Origin of the sequence: Herbaspirillum rubrisubalbicans, from assembly GCF_003719195.1 — a bacterium.
Classification (GTDB): domain Bacteria; phylum Pseudomonadota; class Gammaproteobacteria; order Burkholderiales; family Burkholderiaceae_D; genus Herbaspirillum; species Herbaspirillum rubrisubalbicans.
In genome coordinates, this window is sequence record NZ_CP024996.1 from 1,577,300 (window position 1) to 1,596,879 (window position 19,580).

Sequence of the window (19,580 nt, forward strand, 5' to 3'; positions counted from 1 at the left end):
CGCCTGCTCGATTGTCTACAGCAACTTCCCCGGATTCATGATCAGGTTCGGATCAAACGCCTGCTTGATGCGCAACATCAGTTCCATCTCCAGCGGCGACTTGTAGTGTTGCAGTTCGTCGCGCCGCAATTGCCCCACACCATGTTCGGCGCTGATGCTGCCTTGTTGCTCGGTCACCAGATCATGCACCAGCCGGTTCAGTTGCAGCGTGGCCTGCTTGACCTCTTCATACGAGGAGGAAAGCGGGATCATCACATTGAAGTGCAGGTTGCCATCGCCCAGGTGACCGAAGTTGATGATCTCGGCCTGTAGTCCACACCCAGCGATGAGCGCTTCAGCCTCGTCCACGAAACCGGCAATGGCCGAGATCGGTAGCGCGATGTCGTGCTTGATGACCTTGCCGGCCCGCACCTGCGCCTGCGAGATACCCTCCCGGATTTTCCATAGCGCCGCCGCCTGCGTGCCGCTGGTGCAAAGCATGGCGTCGCCGACCAGCCCATCCTCCATGGCCTGTCCGAGCAGCTCTTCCAGCATGGCCTGCAAGCCTACGTCCTCGGTATCGGCCAGTTCGATCAGCGCGTTGTAGTGGGCCGGCTGTGCCAGCGGTGCGCGGGTATCGGTCACGTGCTGCAGCACCAGCGCCAAGGAAGCTGCCGACATCATCTCGAAGGCCACCAGCCGGTCACCGCAGCGCGCCCGCGTGCGTGCCAGCAACTCGGCCAGCTGCGCCAGGCTGTCGCTGCCGACCCAAGCGGTGGCGCGGGCGTGCGGTTGCGAAAACAGTTTCAGCACGGCTCCGGTGATCACCCCCAGCGTGCCTTCGGAGCCGATGAAGAGGTCGCGCAGGTCGTAGCCGGTGTTGTCCTTGCGCAGGCCGCGCAAGCCATTCCACACGCGTCCGTCCGGCAGTACCACTTCCAGCCCCAGGGCCAGCTCGCGCATGTTGCCAAAGCGCAGTACCGCAATCCCACCGGCGTTGGTGGCCAGGTTGCCGCCGACGGTGCAACTGCCTTCGGCACCCAGGCTGAGCGGGAAGTAGCGCCCCGCGGCGCGTGCCGCTTCCTGCGCATGGGCCAGGAGCACGCCGGCGTCCACCGTCATGGTGTTGTTGATCGGGTCCACCGCGCGGATGCGGTTCATGCGGGTGGTCGAGACAATCACCTGGGCACCACTGTCGTCGGGCGTGGCGCCGCCACTCATGCCGGTATTGCCGCCCTGGGTGACGATGGGGGTGTGGGTCTGGTGGCATAGGCGTACTACCTCGGCAGTTTGCGCGGTGTCGGCCGGGCGCACCACCACGGCGACACGGCCATGCCATTTATTGAGCCAATCCTTCACATAGGAAGCCTGCTCCTCGGCCGCCGTGACCAGTCCCGCGTCACCGACGATGCTGCGCAGTTGCTGGATCAGTTGCTGGGTATTTTCATTCATATCGGTCCTCAGGCGCCATGCCAGTTCATCTTGATGCGGCCGATCGCCATGGCGGCTGCCGCCTGGCTGGGTTCGACCACCGGTATGCCCAGTGCTTCCTGCAATGCGTCTCGATAGACCGCCATGCCGGCGCACCCCATGACGATCACGTCGGCACCATGGGTATCCCGCAGGCGCAGGCCGACTTCACACATGCGCGCCAGGGTGCGGTTGTAATCGGCCAGCTCGGTCACATTCAGGCCGATGGCCAGTTCGCCCGCCAGCCGCGATTGCACGCCCATTGCCCCGTAGGCGCGTAGATGGCGCGGGATCGAGCCCGGCAGGATGGCGATGACGCCGAAGCGCTGGCCCAGCGTCAGGGCTGTCAGTACACCGCTTTCCATGATGCCCAGCACCGGCACGTCGACCGCCTCGCGCACCGCATACAGGCCGGGATCGGAGTAGCAGGCGATCACGAAGGCAGCCGCACGGGCGCGTAAGGAGCGCGCCAGCGATACCAACTGGGGCGCCACGCTGTCCACATCCTGCTGGGTCTGGATGCCAGGCGGGCCCGAGGACAGCGACAGGCATTCGATGACCGGACCACCGGCCATGCGCAGCGGCGCCATGGCTGCCTCGATGCCTTGCGTGACGGTAGCCGTACTATTGGGATTGATGACGAACAGGGCAGGGCCGCCGGCCTGGACAATGGACATGATGGTTTCTCGCAAAACAGGAGTCAGCACAGGCAACGACTCTACCCCAGGCCGACGGGCATGTTCCTTGCTCATTTGTCGGTTCCCCTTAACATGCTGTTATGCGCGATGAGGATCCATGGCACTGAACCTGCGCCAGATCGAGGTGTTCCGCGCGGTCATGACGACCGGCTCCATCAGCGGCGCCTCACAATTGCTGTTCGTCTCGCAGCCAGCGGTGAGCCGACTGCTGTCCCACACCGAGCAACGGGTCGGCTTTGCCCTGTTCGAACGCATCAAGGGCCGGCTGTACGCCACGCCCGAAGCCAAGAAGCTGTTCCATGAGGTGGAACACGTGTATCAGGCCGTGCAGCGCGTCAACGAGCTGGCCACCGACCTGTCGGAAAACCGCAGCGGCATCCTCAACATCGTCTCCAGCCCGAGCATCGGGCAGATGCTGATCCCGCAAGCCATCGCGCTGTTCCGCAACCGCCATCCGGAGGTCAAACTGACCTTCCACTGTCTCAACTATGGCTACCTGAAGGATCGCCTGCTGGCGCGCCAGGCCGACCTGGGCATCATCATCCTGCCGATGGAGCATCCCAGCCTGCAGGTCACTCCCCTGTGCAGCAATCGCCTGGTCTGCGTGCTGCCCTACAACCACGAACTGACCCGGCGCGGCACGTTGAGCCTGGCCGATCTGCGGCCCTTCCCGCTGATCTCCTACAACCGCGATTCACCCTTCGGCGGTATCGTCGGGCGCTTCTATCAGTCCGAGGAAGAGCCCCTGCGCCCCATCATGGAAGTGGGCTCGCCGCAGAACGCCTGTTCCCTGGTGCAGATGGGGGCGGGCGTGGCGCTGGTGGATGAATTCTCGGTGCGCAGTTGGGCCGGCACCAACCAGATGGTAGTGCGACCGGTGGCGCGGGCGCCCATCCTGCGGGCCAACCTGGTGCACGTGCGCACCGAGCCGCTGTCGCAACTGACCCAGGCCTTCATTGCCGAACTGCAGCAACTGGTGCGCGCGCAGGGATATGGCCTGCCTGATGAAGAAATGAACATATCGGCTGGAACCGGCGATTAACACGACGTTAAGGCGTGCACACAAAAAGGCAAGCGACAAGCGTAGATGACTCCACGACAATCGTTTCCAACTTCTCCGCTCCGGCCCTTGGCTGGCCGCTGCTTCCACTCTCTCTTCATGGAACGTCGCGCATGTCTTCTTCTCTTGCTCCTGCTTCCGCGCTGGCCACTGCGCGCGGTGTCTATACCATCTGCCCCACGCCTTTCCACGCCGATGGCACTCTGGACCTGGGTAGCATCGCCACCCTGGTCGAGTTCCAGATCGAAGCCGGGGTCTCGGGCCTGGCCATCCTCGGTTTCCTGGGGGAAGCGCACAAGCTCTCCAATGCCGAGCGCCGCGCGGTGACGTCTACCTTCGTCAAGTGTGCGGCAGGACGGGTGCCGGTCTGGGTCGGCGTGCGCGCCCTGGGCCTGGCCGGTGCCATCGAACAGGCAACAGAAGCGGCCGAGGCGGGTGCAGTTGCGGTCTTCGCCGCGCCCCTGGACATGGCCTCCGATGCGGTGCAGTTCGACTATTACAAGTCGCTGGCGGCAGCGCTCGCCATCCCCGTGGTGATCCATGACTTTCCCGATTCCTTCGGCACCGAGATCAAGGCCGAGGTGATCGCCCGCCTGGGGCGCGAAGGTGGCGTCAACTTCATCAAGATGGAAGAGCCACCGGTGGGCCAGAAGATCAGCCGCATCCGTGACCTGGCCGGAGAATCGATGCGCATCTTCGGTGGCCTGGGCGGCGTGTATTTCCTGGAAGAGTTGCAGCGCGGTGCGGTCGGCACCATGACCGGTTTTGCCTTCCCCGAGATCCTGGTGCGCATCTACGATCAGTTCGCCGCCGGTGACCTGGCCGGTGCGGCAGCGACCTTCGACCAATATTGCCCGCTGATCCGCTATGAATTCCAGCCCAAGATCGGCCTGTCGCTGCGCAAGTATGTCTATCGCAAGCGCGGTGTCATCAGCAGCGATGCCATCCGTTCGCCCGGTATGCGCATCGATCCCGAGACCGAGCGTGAACTGGAAGCCGTGATCGCCCGCGTGGGCCTGGACCTGGATCAGCGCGGCGCGCTGGTGATCCGCTGAGGAGCCGCCGATGGATCTGGGAATCAGCGGACGACGCGCCCTGGTGTGCGCATCGAGCAAGGGCCTGGGGCTGGCCTGTGCCATCTCGCTGGCACGCGAGGGCGTGGCCGTGACCATGACCGCACGCGGCGCGGAAGTCCTCGAAGCCGCGGCGCAGCAGGTGCGTGCTGCCACCGGCGCCACCGTCACGACGGTAGCGGGCGACATCACCACGCCCGAGGGCCGCGCCCTGGCGCTGGCAGCCTGCCCCGCGCCGGACATCCTGGTCACCAATGCCGGTGGTCCCAAGCCGGGGGACTTTCGCGAGTGGTCGCGCGAAGATTGGATTGCGGCCATCGATGCCAACATGCTCACCCCCATCGAACTGATCAAGGCCACCGTGGATGGCATGATGCAGCGCGGTTTCGGTCGCATCGTCAACATCACCTCCGGCGCGGTGAAGGCACCCATCGACATCCTCGGCTTGTCCAATGGCGCACGTTCCGGCTTGACCGGATTCGTCGCCGGACTGGCAAGAACGACCGTGGCCCACAACGTGACTATCAACAATCTGCTGCCCGGTCCTTTCGAGACCGAGCGGCTCCTGACCACGGCAGCGGCTAGCGCACGCGGCAGCGGCAAGTCCACCGAGCAAGTGCTGGCTGCCCGCCGTGCCGCCAATCCGGCCCGCCGCTTCGGCCAGCCTGCTGAATTCGGCGACGCGTGCGCCTGGCTGTGCAGCGCTCAGGCAGGTTTTGTCACAGGACAAAACCTGCTGATGGACGGCGGCGCCTATCCCGGAACCTTCTGACGCTGAGACTCCCGCATGGACTTCGACCTCACCATCCGCAACGGCCGCATCTCTACCGACCGCGAGACCTTCTTTGCCGATATTGGCGTCAAGGATGGCGTGATCGTGCGCATTGCGCCGGACCTGCCGCCGGGCCGCGAGGACATCGACGCCGCCGGCCGCTGGGTCCTGCCCGGTGGCATCGACAGTCATTGCCACATCGAGCAGCTTTCCGGCATGGGCATGATGTGTGCCGATGATTTCTATTCGGGGACGGTCTCGGCCGCCTTCGGCGGCACCACCACCATCATTCCGTTTGCGGCCCAGCATCGCGGCAAGCGCATTCCCGACGTGATCGCCGATTATGCGCAACGCGCCCGCGAGAAGGCGGTGGTCGACTATGGCTTCCACCTGATCCTGGCCGATCCGGACGAGCAGGCCTTGCAGCACGATTTGCCGCAGGCCATCCGCGATGGCATCACCTCGCTGAAGGTCTACATGACCTACAACGCGCTCAAGCTGGACGATTACCAGTTGCTGGACGTGATGGCACTGGCCGGTCGCGAAGGGGCGCTGGTGATGATCCATGCCGAGAACCACGACATGATCCGCTGGCTGGCCTCGCGCCTGCTCGACCAGGGCCATACCGCCCCCAAGTTCCACGCGGTGGCCCACGATCCTCTGGCCGAGGCCGAAGCCAGTCATCGCGCCATTGCGCTGTCGCGCTTGATCGGTGTGCCAGTCCTGATCGTGCACGTGGCCGGGGCCGAGACCGTGCAGACCATTCGCAACGCCAGGCTGCTGGGTGCACAGATCTACGCCGAGAGTTGCCCGCAATACCTGTTCCTCACGGCGGAGGATATCGACCTGCCCGGCGTGGAGGGCGCCAAGTATTGCTGTAGCCCGCCGCCGCGCGATGCCAATGCGCAGGAGGCGGTCTGGGCCGGGCTCAAGGATGGCACGCTGGGCATGTATTCCTCGGACCATGCGCCTTATCGTTTTGATGAAAGCGGCAAGCTGCCGCGCGGCGAGGACACCACCTTCAAGGAAATGGCCAATGGCGTGCCGGGGATCGAGCTGCGCCTGCCGCTGCTGTTTTCCGAGGGCGTACAGAAGGGGCGCATCGATATTCATGAATTCGTGCGCCTGACCGCCACCAATCACGCCCACATGTATGGGCTGTCGCACTGCAAGGGCAACATTGCCGAGGGACTCGACGCCGACCTGGTGATCTGGAACCCGGAGCGCGAGACCACCATCACTGCCGCTCTCCTGCACGACAACGTGGGTTATACGCCCTATGAGGGACGACAAATCAAGGGCTGGCCGGAAGTGGTCATCAGCCGTGGCCGCGTGGTGATCAGTGAGGGCGAGCTGAAAGCGGCGCGCGGCTCGGGCCGCTACATCGCGCGCCAGTGTCCGGCACCAGCCAGCATTGCGCAACGGCCGACACGCAGCCATCTGCCGGGCCTGCTCGGCCTCAAGGGAAAGGCATGGGAATCGCAATGAGCAACAAGCACAATCGCTTCGGCCTGGCCGTGGCCCAGATGGGGCCGGTGCAACTGGCCGAGGACCGGACTACGGTGGTGCGCCGCCTGCTGGAGATGATGCGCGAGGCCGCCACCCGCGGCGCGAAGATGGTGGTGTTTCCCGAACTGGCGCTGACCACCTTCTTTCCACGTTACTGGATGGAAGACCAGGCTGAGGTCGATGCCCGTTTCTTCGAGTCCGAGATGCCAGGCCCGCAGACGCGTCCATTGTTCGAACTGGCGGCCCAGCTCAGGATCGGCTTCTACCTTGGTTATGGTGAACTCACTCGCGATGGCCATCACTACAACACGTCCATTCTGGTGGACGACCAGGCCAGGATCGTGGCGCGCTATCGCAAGATCCACTTGCCCGGACACAGCGACCACAAGCCTGATGCGCCCTTCCAGCATCTGGAAAAGAAGTACTTCGAAGTCGGCAACGATGGCTTCGGTGTCACCGACATGCTGGGCACCCGCATCGGCCAGTGCCTGTGCAATGACCGCCGCTGGCCAGAGACCTATCGTGTCATGAGCCTGCAGAGCGCGCGCATCGTCACGCTGGGCTACAACACACCCTCCTGGAACATCCACTGGAACGAGCCGCCGCACCTGCGCATGTTCCATCACCTGCTGTCGCTGCAGGCCAATGCCTACCAGAATGGATTGTGGGTGGCCGCCGCTGCCAAGTGTGGTTTCGAGGATGGCTTCCACATGATCGGCGGTTCGGCCATCGTCGCGCCCTCCGGCGAGATTGTGGCGCAGGCGCAGGGTGAGGAGGATGAGGTGATCTTCGCTAGTTGCGATCTGCAATTGGGGGAAACATTTCTGCAGCATGTCTTCAACTTTGCCAAGCATCGCCGTCCGGAACATTACCGCCTCATCGTCGAGCGCACCGGGGCTGGCGAGCCGCTGCCACCGTCCGAGCTGTCTACCTGAATCACTGTCCACCTTCCACCCAATCGAGGAGTGTTGCGATGTTTCCGTTCCTGGCCCTACCTTCCAAGTCTTCTCTGAAGTGTTCCCTGCTGGCCGTGGTCTCGGCCAGTGCGCTATTGTCGGCCAGCGTGATGGCGCAGAGTGGCCCGCTGCGTACCGGTGTGGATGCCACCTTTGCGCCCCATGCGATGGTCAAGCTGGGCGGTGGCCTGCAAGGTTTCAACATCGACCTGGGCGAAGAACTGGCGCGCCGCCTGGGCCGCAAGATCGAGATCGAAGGCACCGAATTCTCCGGCCTGGTACCGGGGCTCAACGCCAAGAAATATGACTTCGTGCTGGCGCCCGTGACCGCCACCCCCGAGCGCGCCAAGTCCATGCTCTTCACCGAAGGTTATCTGGATACCGACTACACCTTCGTCATCAAGAAGGGCACCGCCCCCATCCATGCGCTGGAAGACCTGAAGGGTAAGACCATCTCGGTCAACAAGGGCTCGGCCTATGAACTGTGGGCACGCGACAACGCCTCCAAGTACGGCTTCAAGTACGACGTCTATGGCAACAACGCCGATGCGGTGCAGGCCGTGCAATCCGGCCGCGCCGATGCCAACCTGGCCGGCAGCACCGTGGCCGCCTGGGCCGCCAAGCAGAACCCGGCCGTGCAGACCACCTATACCGTCAAGACCGGCCTGGTGTGGGCACTGGCTTTCCGCCTGGATGACAAGGCCGGCCGCGACGCCGCCGGCATGGCGCTCAAATGCATGAAGCAAGACGGCACCCTGGGCAAGATCGCCCAGAAGTGGTTCGGCTATACCCCGGCGCCGGATGCCACCGTGGTCAAGGTCGGCGTGGGGCAGGGCGTGCCGGGCCTGGATGGCTACGACCCGACGCCCGTGACGCTCAAGTGCAAGTGAGCCCGCAGCACCGCGCCCGAATTGCCCGAGTCGCCTGAATGAAGCGAGACTGATGCCGCCATGAACCATGCCGCCCCCATCCTTGAAATCGTCGGCCTGCACAAGTCCTATGAAGGCAATACGGTCCTGCGCGGGATCGACCTGCGCGTGCGGCCGGGCCAACTGATCTGCGTGATCGGCCCGTCCGGTTCGGGCAAGAGCACCATGCTGCGTTGCTGCAACCGGCTCGAAGAACCCAGCGCCGGCCAGATCGTGGTGGATGGCGTGGATATCATGCACGCCCGCGCCGACCTCAATGCGATCCGCCAGAAGATCGGCATGGTGTTCCAGCAGTTCAACCTCTATCCGCACATGAGCGTGCTGGGCAACGTGATGCTGGCCTTGAAGAAGGTGCAGAAGCATTCCCATGCCGAAGCCGAGCGGCGCGCACGGCGAGCCCTGGAGCAGGTGGGGATGTTGGAGAAGGCGGCGGCCTTCCCCGGCCAGCTCTCCGGTGGCCAGCAGCAGCGCGTGGGCATCGCTCGCGGCATCGCACTGGAACCCAAGGTGATGCTGTTCGATGAACCGACCAGCGCACTTGATCCAGAACTGGTGGGCAGCGTGCTGCAGGTGATGCGCCAGCTGCGCGAGGCCGGCATGACCATGCTGGTGGTCACGCACGAAATGGCCTTTGCCCGCGCAGCGGCCGATCGCGTGGTCTTCATGGACGGTGGCGTGATCGTCGAGGAGGGGCCGCCCGAGCAGATCTTCGGAAATCCGCAGCAGGCCCGCACCAAGACCTTCCTGGCGCGCTTGGCAGAGCACGGCTGAACCATGCAGCAATTTCTCTTTACCTTCTTCAATGCCGAGATCGCTGCGCGTTATTGGCCCGATATCCTGCGCGGCATGGGCGTGACCGTACTGCTGAGCCTGGCCGTGATCGTCTCCGGCCTGCTGCTGGGTCTGCTGCTGGCGGTGCTGCGCGCTACCGGCAAGCGCGGCCTGGTGTGGCTGGTGGTGGCCTTTGCCGATGTGATGCGGGCCTTGCCGCCGCTGATCCTCATCATCGTGCTCTTCTTTGCGTTTCCGTATATCGACCTGGCCATGTCGTCCTTCACCGCGACTTGGCTGGCACTGACCCTGGTGCTGGCCGCCTATGCGGAAGAAAGCATCTGGGCCGGCATCGCTTCCTTGCCGCGCGGCCAGAGCGAAGCGGCACGCTCGACCGGACTGTCCTGGGGGCAGACCATGGCCGCCGTGATCCTGCCGCAGGCCTTGCGCATGGCCGTGCCGCCACTGACCAACCGCGTCATCTCGATCACCAAGAACACCGCTCTCGGCTCGGTGGTGGCCTTGTCCGAGATTCTCAACACGGCCCAGGCCGCCAGCAGCAATGCCGGCAACCCCACGCCGTTGATGCTTGGGGCGGCGGCCTACCTGGTGATCTTCATTCCGGTGGTCTTGTTGGCGCGCTGGCTAGAAACCCGCTGGCGCTGGAAACGATAGGAGAGCGCCGTCATGGACGCCTTGCTGCAGAACTTCTTCAACCTGGAGGTCTATCGCCAGGTTCTGCCTTTCCTGCTGGGAGGCTTGTGGACCACGGTGTGGCTGTCGCTGCTGGTCATTCCTATCGGTGTGATCTCGGGTTTGTTGCTGGCCTTGCTGGCGACCCAGAGCCGTTCGCGCACGGTGCGCATTGCGGTGGCGGTGTACGTGGATTTCTTCCGGTCCTTTCCGCCGCTGGTGCTGCTGATCCTGATCTATTTCGGCGCACCCTTCCTCGGGCTGGAGTTGCCCAAGCTGCTGGCCGTCGCGCTGGGCTTCATGTTCAACAATTCGAGCTATTTTGCCGAGGTGCTGCGCGCCGGCATTGAAAGCGTGCCTAGCGGCCAGATGGAAGCAGCGCGTTCGACCGGCCTGTCGCGCACCCAGGCGCTGGCCTACGTGGTGGTGCCGCAGGCTGTGCGCAACGCCTTGCCGGACCTGGTCGGCAATGGCATCGAGGTCATCAAGCTCACTACCATCGCCAGCGTGGTGGCGCTACCCGAACTGCTGCGGGTGGCACGCGACGCCCAGTCGCTGGTCTACAATCCTTCGCCCATCGTACTGGCAGCCTTGCTCTATCTGCTGCTGTTGCTGCCGTTGGTGCGTTGGCTGTCGCGGCTGGAGCACCGCGGACGCACCTCGCACTGAGGACGGGCGCTAGCATCAGGTTGCACTGAACAGCCCCAGCGAAGGGCGGATCAATTTTTCCCATGTTGAGGTTGCCGCGATTTCCGGCTGCCCGACGCACAACATCGACACGGCTTCCCGCACATCGTGAGCCCTGTTGCCCCATCGATTGCGCCGCACTGGCCAATTCCGTCACCAGCGCTGCATTCTGCTTGTCACTTTCTTCCACCTGCGAGTTGGCGATCTTGATCTGGCTGATGCCGGTGCCGCGTCGCGTTGCCGCGACAGGCGCTACGACGGTGCGAACCTGCACCGCGTCTGCACCACGGCGACAGATTTCGGGGCGTCTTTTTCCGCCCCAGCCTGCGCGATGCCGCTCAGATAAGCCTTTCAGTCTTGGTACGCAATTTGCTTGGTGTGGTGAAAACGGTTTTTATATAAATCATCAGTTCATATATGAAACAAAATAAGTCATTTTGTTTTGGGATATCTGCTATATTGGCGACGAATATCTCCCATATATAAATTGTTGTTTCATATATGGAACGTTTCGGTGCCCGGCAGGAGGCACCCGTCCGCAAGAGACGGCAGCCGGGAAGAATAGCTGGGGCGCTACCGCGCTTACGTAATCAGCAGAGGCAACATGATCGAAATCGAATTCCGCAAGGTCGGCAAAAGCTTTGTCGATCGCCAGACGGCGCAAGCACGTGCCGCTGTGAGCAACGTCAACCTGTCCATCAAGAGCGGCGAGGTGGTGTCCATCATCGGTCCCTCGGGGTGCGGCAAGAGCACCTTGCTCAACATGGGCGCCGGTCTTTATCTGCCCAGCGAAGGTGAAGTTTTCGTCGGTGGCGAGAAGGTGACCAAGCCGGTACGCAAGGTGGCGTTCATGCTGCAGAAGGACTTGCTCATGCCTTGGCGCAATATCCGCGCCAACGTCACCCTGGGCCTGGAAATCGATGGGATGGGCCAAGCCGAGCGCTGCCGCATCGCCGATGAACTGCTGGCCAAGTGTCACCTCAAGGGCTTCGAAGAACACTATCCCTACCAGCTCTCCGGCGGGATGCGCCAACGTGCCGCGCTGGCGCGCACGCTGGCGGTGGACCCGCAGGTGCTGCTGCTGGACGAACCATTTTCGGCCCTGGATGCGCAGACCAAGATGGTGCTGCAGCAAGACCTGGCCAAGATGCTCTACGAAAAGCAGAAGACCGCGCTCTTCATCACCCACGATCTGGTGGAAGCGATTGCCTTGTCGGATCGCCTGCTGGTCATGAGCGAGCGCCCCGGCACCATCGTCGAGGAAATCGAAGTCAAGCTGCCGCACCGGGACAATCCGCTTGAGCGCCGCAAGCTGCCCGAGATCGGCCCGCTGCAGGGGCGCCTGATGGAGTTGCTCAAGGTGGGCAAGGAAACCGCCGAGCTGCACTGATCCCATGCTGCATCTTCACCCTAGCTTCACCCCGTCAACAGAGAGACCCCAAGGGAGAGTCAGAAACATGAAGAATCCGTTCGCATCCGTCGCTAGTACCCTGGCCCTGGTGGCCGCGCTGGGCGCGGCCGTCGCCCCCGTTATCGCCCATGCCGCGCCGGAAGAAGTGACCTACCTGCTGCCGGCGCCGCCCAATGCGCCGGCGTTTGCGCCTTGGGTGCTGGCCCAGCACAAGGGTTACTACGCCGATGAAAACCTGAAGGTCAGTTTCATCGTCGCCAAGGGGGGCGTGGACGTGGCCAAGCAGATCGGCGCCGGCAATGCGGTCATCGGCGGCGCCATCGGCGACACGCCCATCGTGGTGCGGGCCAACGGTATTCCGGTCAAGGCCATCGCGGTGCTGGGGGCGGGTTCGGTGACCATGGTCGCGGCCAACCCGGCCGATGGCATCAAGAGCCTCAAGGATTTGAAGGGCAAGACCGTCACCGTCATGTCCTATACCGACACCACCTACTACGCCTTCCTGGGCAGCCTGAAGACGGCCGGCCTGTCCAGGACCGACCTGCAGATCCAGGCCGCCGGGCCGGCGGGTGTGTGGCAGTTGTACACCTCCGGCAAGTCGCAGGCCTTCGCGGGCGTACCCGATTGGGTGGTCAATGCCAGCGACGCCGGCGCCAAGCTGGAACTGCTGGACAACGGCGGTTTCAAGAGCATGGCGCAAGCCATCCTGGCCTCGGACGACACCATCAAGAAGAACCCTGAACTGTTGAAGCGCCTGGTGCGCGCCACCCTGCGCGGGATGCAGGACATCATGAAGGATCCCAAGGCGGCCGCCGATGACTACGTCGCCGCCTTGCCCAGCTACAAGGGCAAGGAAGCCAGCATCCAGGCCACCTTCGAGATGTACAACAAATACGTCTATGCCAACCAGAAGACCCTGGGCCAGATCGATGCGGCGCGCATGGAGGCGGTGCAGAAGTTCTACGTGAGCGAAGGCATCGTCGCCAAGGCCACCCCGGTCAATGAGCTCTTCACCAACCAGTTCGTGGGAGTGGCCAAGTAATCATGAATACCACCACAGCCAAAGACCTGAGCATGTCCAGTCCCGAGCCAATCAGTACTGCTGCGGTCGCTGCAGTGCGCCGTCCTGCCCTCAGCGAAAAGGCCCGCACCGTGTGCGGCAGCCTGTTGCTGCTGCTGCTGTTCCTCGCCGCCTGGCAATGGGGGCCGGGCCTGTTGGGCTTGCCGGAATACATCCTGCCCAACTTCATGCAGGTGCTGCGTGAAGGCGTGGTGATGTGGAACAACGCGCAGTTGCTGCAGCACTTCGGCATCACCGCCATGGAAGTGGTGCTGGGCTTTTTCTTCGGGGCCTTGCTGGGCCTGGCGGTAGGCGTGGCGCTGGGCTTGTCGCCGCGCGCCGAGGCCATGCTCTCGCCCTACATCCTGGCCTTGCAGATCGCTCCCAAGGTGGCCTTTGCGCCGTTGTTCGTGATGTGGCTGGGCTACACCATCTATCCCAAGATCATCGTGGCGGTGCTGATCGTGTTCTTCCCCATCATGATCAACGTGCTCTCGGCGATCCGCACCGTGGACCCGGACATGGTCAACCTGGTGCGGACCTTGAATGCCGGGCGCTGGCAGATCTTCCACTTGGTCGAGTTCCGTTCGGCCTTGCCGGCCTTGTTCTCGGGCCTGCGCATCGCCTCCACGCTGTCGGTCATCGGCGTGACCGTGGGCGAGCTGGTGGGTGGCAACCAGGGCCTGGGCTACCTGCTGGTGGATGGCGAAGGGCAGGGCAATACCGCGGCGGTGTTCGTTTCCATCGTGGCGCTGACCCTGATCGGCGTAGTCACCTACGGCATGGTGGTATGGGCCGAACGCAAGGTGCTGCACTACCTGCCGCGCGCCGTCACCAGTACCGTTTGATGGCCCTCGCACTTTCCTCTGCAAGCAACAGGAGCAAGCACATGTCAGCAGCAAGCACGGCGACTCTTTTGGCGGGACGACGCATCCTGGTCACCGGCGCGGCACGCGGCCTCGGTCTGGCGTTCGTGCAAGCCATCGCCGCCGCCGGGGCCAGTGTGGCCATGGCCGACATCCTGCAGGAAGAACTGGCCTCTGCGGTCGCGCGCCTGCAGCAAGCGGGCATGAAGGTGCAGGGCTTTGCGCTGGACCTGGCAGATCCGGCCTCGGTACGCATCGCTGCGGCTGCGGCCACGCAATGGCTGGGCGGGCTCGATGGCCTTGTCAACAATGCCGCCATCACCAATTCCGGGGGCAAGAGCAGCGAGCAGCTGGAGCTGGAGATGTGGGACCGCGTCATGGACGTCAACGTGCGCGGCACCTGGCTCATGACCAATGCCTGCCTGCCGGCGCTGCGTGCATCAGGTCGCGGCGCGGTGGTGAACCTGTCCTCGGATACCCCGTTGTGGGGCGCGCCCAATCTGCTGGCCTACGTGGCCAGCAAGAGCGCGGTCATCGGCATGACCCGCTCGCTGGCGCGCGAACTGGGGGCCGACAACATCACGGTCAATGCCGTGGCCCCTGGCCTGACGCTGGTGGAAGCCACCCAGTACGTGCCGCAGGCGCGGCACCAGCACTATCTCGACGGTCGCGCCATCCGGCGTGACCAACTGCCCGAGGATGTCTGCGGCGCGGTGGTGTTCGCCCTGTCGGACCTGGCGCGCTTCTTCACCGGGCAGGTGATGGCGGTCAATGGTGGCTTCGTGATGCATTGAAGCCATCTCATCAACCCGAAGCAATTCATCCGAACCGATCAATTCAAGGAGAACAGCATGACCGATATGTCCGCACAGGAAAACATGGGCCGCAGCTGGGACCGGCCGGCCGGTGCCAGTTTTGCCGACTGGATGGAGTCGCGCGTGGCGCGCCTGTCTACCCGCAAGTACGACTGGAACGCCCTGAAGTTTCAGGCCGACTACGACCCCAAGTACCGGCGCGCCCAGATGCGCTACATCGGCACCGGTGGCACGGGCGTGGCGCATGATGCCAACGTGATTCCCTCCGAGCACTTCACCTTCTCGACCATGATCATCCCGGCGGGTCACGAAGGCCCTTCGCACCTGCACGTGGATGTGGAAGAAGTGTTCTTCGTCCTGCGCGGCAAGCTCAAGCTGGTCCTGGAAAAGGATGGCGAGCGTTTCGAAACCATCCTCACCGATCGTGACGTGGTCTCGGTGCCGCCTGGCGTCTATCGCGAGGAAATCAACATCGGCGATGAAGATGCGCTCATGTGCGTGATGCTAGGTTCCAAGAAGCCCATCACGCCGACCTATCCGCCAGAGCATCCGCTGGCCTCCATCAAGCGCTGATCTGCGGACATGCCTGCCATGAACCCCATCGTTTCGGTCAACGACGAGCAACTCCTGCACGCGCCGCTGGCGCTGCTCGAAGGCCGCTTTGCCCAGCGTAGCGTTGCCCTGCCGGGCGGCCAGATCAGCTATCGCAGTTGCGGCAGCGGGCCGGTGGTGGTGCTCTTGCATGGCATCAGTTCGGGCGCCGCCTCTTGGCTGCGCTGCGCCTTGGAGCTGGCCTCCTGCGCCCGGGTGATCGCCTGGAATGCGCCGGGCTATGGACATTCCACGCCACTGCCCATGAGCGTGCCCAAGGCCAGCGACTATGCACTGCGCTTGCAGCAGATGCTGCAAGCCTTGGAGATCGAGCAATGCGTGCTGGTCGGTCATTCGCTGGGGGCCTTGATGGCCGCCGCTTATCTGGCCTGCGGCGATGGGCGTGCGCGCAGCACCCTGCTGGCCGATCCGGCCCTGGGTTACGGTGCACCCGGCAAGCAACAGCGGGCGCAGCAGGTACGCGATGAGCGCCTGGGGGCACTGCACCGGCTGGGTATCCCTGGCCTGGCGCAGCAACCTACGCGCCTGCTGTCGGACCATGCCGACGCCGAGCAGCACGCCTGGGTGCGCTGGAACATGCAATGGCTGGATGCGGCCGGTTACACCCAGGCCGTGCAATTGTTGTGCGGCGACGATATCGAGCTCTATCTGAACGCAGCGCCACGGCGGGGACTGTCGGTGGCCTGCGGCGCGGAAGATATCGTCACCACCCCCCAGGCCAGTGAAGCGCTGGCCCGGCAATTTGGACTTTTCTTTCATAAGGTGCACGCCGCCGGCCATGCCAGCTATATCGAGCAGCCGTCGCAATTTGCCGCGCTGGTGCGCGCGCAACTCACCTCAACCTACTAAAACAGATAATCGACAAGATCATGAGCAAACCTGTGATGCCAGAAGAAGAATCGCAAGACAAGTATTCCGTCCCCGGCCTGGAACGTGGCCTGCGCCTGCTGTGCGAATTCAGCCGTCAGGACAAGACGCTGTCGGCCCCTGAACTGGCGCGTCGCCTGGATATCCCGCGCTCCACCGTGTTTCGCCTGCTGGCCACGCTGGAACGCATGGGCTTCGTCGAGCGTGCCGATGGCGGACGTGACTACCGCCTGGGCATGTCGGTGTTGCGCCTGGGCTTCGAATACCTGGCTTCGCTGGAATTGACCGAGATCGGCCGTCCGCTGCTGGACCGCCTGCGCGATGAGATCGGCTATTCCTGCAATCTGGTGGTACGCGATGGCCGCTCCATCGTCTATGTCGCCAAGTCGGTCACCCAGACCGCCTTCACCAGCCACGTCAACGTCGGCACCCGCCTGCCGGCGCACGCCACCGTGCTGGGCCGCGTGCTGCTGGAAGACCTGAGCCTGCCGCAACTGCGCGCGCTGTATCCCGAACAGCACCTGGAAGTCTTCTCCAGCAATACCCCCAAGACCGTGGTCGAACTGTTCGACATGGTGCAGGCCGACAAGGAGCGCGGCTTCGTGTTGCAGGAAGGTTTCTTCGAAACCAGCATCTCCACCGTGGCCGCGCCGGTGCGCGATCACTCCGGCCTGGTGGTGGCTGCGCTGGGGGCGACGATCCCTTCGCCGCACATCGATGCCAGCCAGCTCGACGTGATCGTGGCGCGTGTGCGCGAGACCGCGGCCGAACTGTCCCGCCTGCTGGACCACGCCCCCGAACGTGGCGCCAAGGTGGTCAACATGTGGCGGGGCTGAGATGGCCATGACTTCGCTCCAGGGCAAGGTGGCGGTGGTGACCGGCGGTTCCTCCGGCATTGGCTTGGCCAGCGTCGAGCTGTTGCTCGAAGCCGGCGCTGCCGTGGCCTTCTGCGGCCGCGATAGTGCGCGCCTGAAAGAGGCCGAAGCAGCTTTGCGCCAGCGTTACCCGCGCGCCAGCCTGTACAGCGCGCCTTGCGACGTACTGGCCCAGCAGCAGGTGCAAGCCTTTGCGAACGCGGTGGAAAATACCCTCGGTCCGGTGTCGATACTGGTCAACAACGCCGGTCAAGGGCGCGTGTCGACCTTTGCCGATACCAGCGACGATGCCTGGAGCGAAGAGCTGCACCTCAAATTCTTTTCGGTGATCTACCCGACCCGCGCCTTCCTGCCGCAACTGCAGGCCATGAGCGCCCGTCATGGCGATGCGGCCATCGTCTGCGTCAATTCGCTGCTGGCCACGCAACCCGAGCCGCATATGGTGGCGACCTCGGCCGCCCGGGCCGGGGTCCACAACCTGGTGCGTTCGCTGGCGACCGAACTGGCCACCGGCCCCAGGGCCTGCGTGCGCGTCAACGGCATCCTGATCGGTCTGGTGGAGTCGGGCCAATGGCGCCGTCGCTATGCCGCACGCGATGAAGCATTGCAGGACCAGACCTGGGCGCAATGGAGCGCGGCGCTGGCGGAAAAAAAGCATATCCAACTCGGCCGTCTCGGCCTTCCCCGCGAAGCCGCACAGGCCATCGTGTTTCTCGCCTCGCCGCTTTCCTCGTACACCACAGGCAGCCATATCGATGTTTCAGGAGGACTTTCCCGTCATGCCTAATACCAACCCCCAAGTCACCGTCGGCTGCGCCATTGCGGCTTTCCTCGAACAGTGCGGCGTGAAGGCTGCCTTCGGTGTGATCTCGATCCACAACATGCCCATCCTGGACGCCTTCGGCGAGCGCGGCAAGATCCGTTTCATCCCGGCGCGTGGCGAGGCCGGCGGGGCCAACATGGCCGATGCCTATGCGCGTACCACCGGTGGCCTGGGCGTATGCCTGACCTCCACCGGCACGGCTGCCGGCAATGCCGCCGGTGCAATGGTAGAAGCCCTGACGGCCGGCACTCCGCTGCTGCACCTGACCGGGCAGATCGAAACTCCTTACCTGGACCAGAGCCTGGCCTACATCCACGAAGCGCCGGACCAGTTGAGTATGCTCAAGGCGATCTCCAAGGCGGCCTTCCGCATCCGTAGCGTGGAGACCGCCATCAGCACCATCAAGCTGGCCGTGCAGACTGCACTGACGCCGCCGATGGGGCCGGTCTCGGTGGAAATCCCCATCGACATCCAGGCCGCCATGATTTCCATGCCGACCAATTTGCAGCCGCTGGCCATTCCGCCCAGCCTGCCCTCGGCACGAGCCCTGGATGAACTGGCCGAGCGCCTCCTGAAGGCCCGGCGTCCGCTGCTGTGGCTGGGCGGCGGGGCGCGTCATGCCGGGCCGCAGGTGCAGCGCTTGCTGGCGCTGGGCTTTGGCGTAGTCACCAGCACCCAGGGCCGGGGCATCGTGCCGGAGGATGATGCGCGCTCGCTGGGTGCCTTCAACCTGCACAAGCCGGTCGAGAATTTCTATCAAAGCTGCGATGCCATGCTGGTGGTCGGCTCGCGCCTGCGCGGCAATGAAACCCTGAAGTACGAACTGAAGCTGCCGCGTCCGCTGTACCGGGTCGATGCCGATCCGGCGGCCGAAGGCCGCTGCTATACCAGCGACTATTTCGTCTGCGGCGATTCGGCCCTGGTGTTGGGTGGCCTGGCCGATCGCCTGGCGGCGTTGCAGGTCGATCCCGCCTTCATGGCCGACCTGAAGCAGGCGCGCGAGAGCGCCGTGCATGGCTTGCTCGATGGCCTCGGCCCCTACGGCACCCTGGTGGAACAATTGCAGCAGGCTGCGGGACGCCAGTTCAACTGGGTGCGCGACGTGACCGTCTCCAACAGTACCTGGGGCAACCGCTACCTGCGCATCTTCGATCCGCGCGCCGGCGTTCATGCGCTGGGTGGTGGCATCGGGCAGGGCCTGGCCATGGGCATCGGCGCGGCCATCGGCGCGGCTGTCACACAGTCGGGCAAGAAGACCTTCACCCTGGCCGGCGACGGCGGCTTCATCCTCAACCTGGGCGAATTGGCCACGGCGGTGCAGGAGCAGGCCGACATGGTGATCGTGCTGATGAATGATCAGGGTTATGGCGTCATCAAGAACATCCAGGATGCGCAATACGGCGGACGCCGTCATTACGTGGACCTGCATACGCCCGATTATGCCGCACTGTCTGCAGCCCTCAAGTTGCGCCACAAGCGCGTGGGCGACCTATCCCAAGTGGCTGCGGGCCTGGATGAGGCACTTTCGCAGCAGGGGCCTTTCCTGCTGGAGATCGACATGCTGGCCATCGGCAGCTTCAAGACCGCCTTTGCCGGTCCGCCGGTCAATGATAAGGAACCGGTCGCTGCCACTGCTGCCACTGTCTGAGGAGCC

Annotated in this window: 20 protein-coding genes; 18 read left to right on the top strand and 2 right to left on the bottom strand. The window is 63.9% G+C overall.

Going from position 1 to position 19,580, the window contains the following annotated elements:
- Positions 1 to 15: 15 nt before the first annotated feature.
- Both RC54_RS06965 and RC54_RS06970 read right to left on the bottom strand, forming a co-directional pair.
- Complete coding sequence (locus tag RC54_RS06965) at positions 16 to 1,431, bottom strand: FAD-binding oxidoreductase (protein ID WP_058894731.1); 1,416 nt, start codon at positions 1,429 to 1,431, stop codon at positions 16 to 18.
- A gap of 8 nt (positions 1,432 to 1,439) precedes the next feature.
- Complete coding sequence (locus RC54_RS06970) at positions 1,440 to 2,126, bottom strand: aspartate/glutamate racemase family protein (protein ID WP_061789035.1); 687 nt, start codon at positions 2,124 to 2,126, stop codon at positions 1,440 to 1,442.
- A 118-nt stretch (positions 2,127 to 2,244) separates the two neighbouring features.
- Between RC54_RS06970 and RC54_RS06975 the strand changes: the two genes are divergently transcribed.
- From RC54_RS06975 to RC54_RS07060, 18 genes are all read left to right on the top strand, one after another.
- Entirely contained in the window at positions 2,245 to 3,189 is a 945-nt protein-coding gene (locus RC54_RS06975; protein ID WP_061789036.1) for a LysR substrate-binding domain-containing protein, read from the top strand.
- 131 nt (positions 3,190 to 3,320) lie between these two features.
- Entirely contained in the window at positions 3,321 to 4,262 is a 942-nt protein-coding gene (locus RC54_RS06980; protein WP_061789037.1) for a dihydrodipicolinate synthase family protein, read from the top strand.
- Positions 4,263 to 4,272: 10 nt separating this feature from the next.
- Entirely contained in the window at positions 4,273 to 5,052 is a 780-nt protein-coding gene (locus tag RC54_RS06985) for an SDR family oxidoreductase (RefSeq protein WP_061789038.1), read from the top strand.
- 15 nt (positions 5,053 to 5,067) lie between these two features.
- Positions 5,068 to 6,540, top strand: a complete 1,473-nt coding sequence (gene hydA / locus RC54_RS06990) for a dihydropyrimidinase (protein WP_061789039.1) — start codon at positions 5,068 to 5,070, stop codon at positions 6,538 to 6,540.
- Positions 6,537 to 7,496, top strand: a complete 960-nt coding sequence (locus tag RC54_RS06995; protein ID WP_061789040.1) for an N-carbamoyl-D-amino-acid hydrolase — start codon at positions 6,537 to 6,539, stop codon at positions 7,494 to 7,496. The genes hydA and RC54_RS06995 overlap by 4 nt, the downstream gene beginning before the upstream one ends.
- A 38-nt stretch (positions 7,497 to 7,534) precedes the next feature.
- Positions 7,535 to 8,407, top strand: a complete 873-nt coding sequence (locus RC54_RS07000) for a transporter substrate-binding domain-containing protein (protein ID WP_058894737.1) — start codon at positions 7,535 to 7,537, stop codon at positions 8,405 to 8,407.
- A gap of 60 nt (positions 8,408 to 8,467) precedes the next feature.
- Positions 8,468 to 9,217 carry an amino acid ABC transporter ATP-binding protein gene (locus RC54_RS07005; protein WP_017454055.1) on the top strand — a complete coding sequence of 250 codons (750 nt, stop codon included), beginning with the start codon at positions 8,468 to 8,470 and terminating at the stop codon, positions 9,215 to 9,217.
- 3 nt (positions 9,218 to 9,220) lie between these two features.
- Positions 9,221 to 9,892: an amino acid ABC transporter permease gene (locus RC54_RS07010; RefSeq protein WP_058894738.1), complete on the top strand. Its 672-nt coding sequence runs from the start codon at positions 9,221 to 9,223 to the stop codon at positions 9,890 to 9,892.
- Between the two features lie 12 nt (positions 9,893 to 9,904).
- Entirely contained in the window at positions 9,905 to 10,579 is a 675-nt protein-coding gene (locus tag RC54_RS07015) for an amino acid ABC transporter permease (protein ID WP_061789041.1), read from the top strand.
- Between the two features lie 622 nt (positions 10,580 to 11,201).
- Complete coding sequence (locus RC54_RS07020; protein ID WP_017454058.1) at positions 11,202 to 11,987, top strand: ABC transporter ATP-binding protein; 786 nt, start codon at positions 11,202 to 11,204, stop codon at positions 11,985 to 11,987.
- 67 nt (positions 11,988 to 12,054) lie between these two features.
- Complete coding sequence (locus RC54_RS07025; RefSeq protein ID WP_058894740.1) at positions 12,055 to 13,050, top strand: ABC transporter substrate-binding protein; 996 nt, start codon at positions 12,055 to 12,057, stop codon at positions 13,048 to 13,050.
- 2 nt (positions 13,051 to 13,052) lie between these two features.
- The gene (locus RC54_RS07030) at positions 13,053 to 13,916 is read left to right on the top strand and encodes an ABC transporter permease (protein ID WP_058894741.1); all 864 of its coding nucleotides are present in this window, start codon (positions 13,053 to 13,055) and stop codon (positions 13,914 to 13,916) included.
- A 41-nt stretch (positions 13,917 to 13,957) separates the two neighbouring features.
- Entirely contained in the window at positions 13,958 to 14,728 is a 771-nt protein-coding gene (locus RC54_RS07035; protein WP_058894742.1) for an SDR family oxidoreductase, read from the top strand.
- A gap of 57 nt (positions 14,729 to 14,785) precedes the next feature.
- Positions 14,786 to 15,322, top strand: a complete 537-nt coding sequence (locus RC54_RS07040) for a cupin domain-containing protein (RefSeq protein ID WP_058894743.1) — start codon at positions 14,786 to 14,788, stop codon at positions 15,320 to 15,322.
- 9 nt (positions 15,323 to 15,331) lie between these two features.
- Positions 15,332 to 16,210, top strand: a complete 879-nt coding sequence (locus tag RC54_RS07045; RefSeq protein WP_061789042.1) for an alpha/beta fold hydrolase — start codon at positions 15,332 to 15,334, stop codon at positions 16,208 to 16,210.
- 20 nt (positions 16,211 to 16,230) lie between these two features.
- Positions 16,231 to 17,064, top strand: coding sequence for an IclR family transcriptional regulator (locus tag RC54_RS07050; protein WP_026052222.1), 834 nt, complete (start codon positions 16,231 to 16,233; stop codon positions 17,062 to 17,064).
- Position 17,065: 1 nt separating this feature from the next.
- Positions 17,066 to 17,890 carry an SDR family oxidoreductase gene (locus RC54_RS07055; protein ID WP_058894745.1) on the top strand — a complete coding sequence of 275 codons (825 nt, stop codon included), beginning with the start codon at positions 17,066 to 17,068 and terminating at the stop codon, positions 17,888 to 17,890.
- Positions 17,883 to 19,574 carry a thiamine pyrophosphate-binding protein gene (locus tag RC54_RS07060; protein ID WP_058894746.1) on the top strand — a complete coding sequence of 564 codons (1,692 nt, stop codon included), beginning with the start codon at positions 17,883 to 17,885 and terminating at the stop codon, positions 19,572 to 19,574. Before RC54_RS07055 ends, RC54_RS07060 begins: the two co-directional genes overlap by 8 nt.
- Positions 19,575 to 19,580 lie beyond the last annotated feature (6 nt).

Bases quoted from the DNA above. Each gene is read 5' to 3' on its own strand.
- RC54_RS06965 (WP_058894731.1), bottom strand. From the start codon at position 1,431: ATGAATGAAAATACCCAGCAACTGATCCAGCAACTGCGCAGCATCGTC.
- RC54_RS06970 (WP_061789035.1), bottom strand. From the start codon at position 2,126: ATGTCCATTGTCCAGGCCGGCGGCCCTGCCCTGTTCGTCATCAATCCC.
- RC54_RS06975 (WP_061789036.1), top strand. From the start codon at position 2,245: ATGGCACTGAACCTGCGCCAGATCGAGGTGTTCCGCGCGGTCATGACG.
- RC54_RS06980 (WP_061789037.1), top strand. From the start codon at position 3,321: ATGTCTTCTTCTCTTGCTCCTGCTTCCGCGCTGGCCACTGCGCGCGGT.
- RC54_RS06985 (WP_061789038.1), top strand. From the start codon at position 4,273: ATGGATCTGGGAATCAGCGGACGACGCGCCCTGGTGTGCGCATCGAGC.
- hydA (WP_061789039.1), top strand. From the start codon at position 5,068: ATGGACTTCGACCTCACCATCCGCAACGGCCGCATCTCTACCGACCGC.
- RC54_RS06995 (WP_061789040.1), top strand. From the start codon at position 6,537: ATGAGCAACAAGCACAATCGCTTCGGCCTGGCCGTGGCCCAGATGGGG.
- RC54_RS07000 (WP_058894737.1), top strand. From the start codon at position 7,535: ATGTTTCCGTTCCTGGCCCTACCTTCCAAGTCTTCTCTGAAGTGTTCC.
- RC54_RS07005 (WP_017454055.1), top strand. From the start codon at position 8,468: ATGAACCATGCCGCCCCCATCCTTGAAATCGTCGGCCTGCACAAGTCC.
- RC54_RS07010 (WP_058894738.1), top strand. From the start codon at position 9,221: ATGCAGCAATTTCTCTTTACCTTCTTCAATGCCGAGATCGCTGCGCGT.
- RC54_RS07015 (WP_061789041.1), top strand. From the start codon at position 9,905: ATGGACGCCTTGCTGCAGAACTTCTTCAACCTGGAGGTCTATCGCCAG.
- RC54_RS07020 (WP_017454058.1), top strand. From the start codon at position 11,202: ATGATCGAAATCGAATTCCGCAAGGTCGGCAAAAGCTTTGTCGATCGC.
- RC54_RS07025 (WP_058894740.1), top strand. From the start codon at position 12,055: ATGAAGAATCCGTTCGCATCCGTCGCTAGTACCCTGGCCCTGGTGGCC.
- RC54_RS07030 (WP_058894741.1), top strand. From the start codon at position 13,053: ATGAATACCACCACAGCCAAAGACCTGAGCATGTCCAGTCCCGAGCCA.
- RC54_RS07035 (WP_058894742.1), top strand. From the start codon at position 13,958: ATGTCAGCAGCAAGCACGGCGACTCTTTTGGCGGGACGACGCATCCTG.
- RC54_RS07040 (WP_058894743.1), top strand. From the start codon at position 14,786: ATGACCGATATGTCCGCACAGGAAAACATGGGCCGCAGCTGGGACCGG.
- RC54_RS07045 (WP_061789042.1), top strand. From the start codon at position 15,332: ATGCCTGCCATGAACCCCATCGTTTCGGTCAACGACGAGCAACTCCTG.
- RC54_RS07050 (WP_026052222.1), top strand. From the start codon at position 16,231: ATGAGCAAACCTGTGATGCCAGAAGAAGAATCGCAAGACAAGTATTCC.
- RC54_RS07055 (WP_058894745.1), top strand. From the start codon at position 17,066: ATGGCCATGACTTCGCTCCAGGGCAAGGTGGCGGTGGTGACCGGCGGT.
- RC54_RS07060 (WP_058894746.1), top strand. From the start codon at position 17,883: ATGCCTAATACCAACCCCCAAGTCACCGTCGGCTGCGCCATTGCGGCT.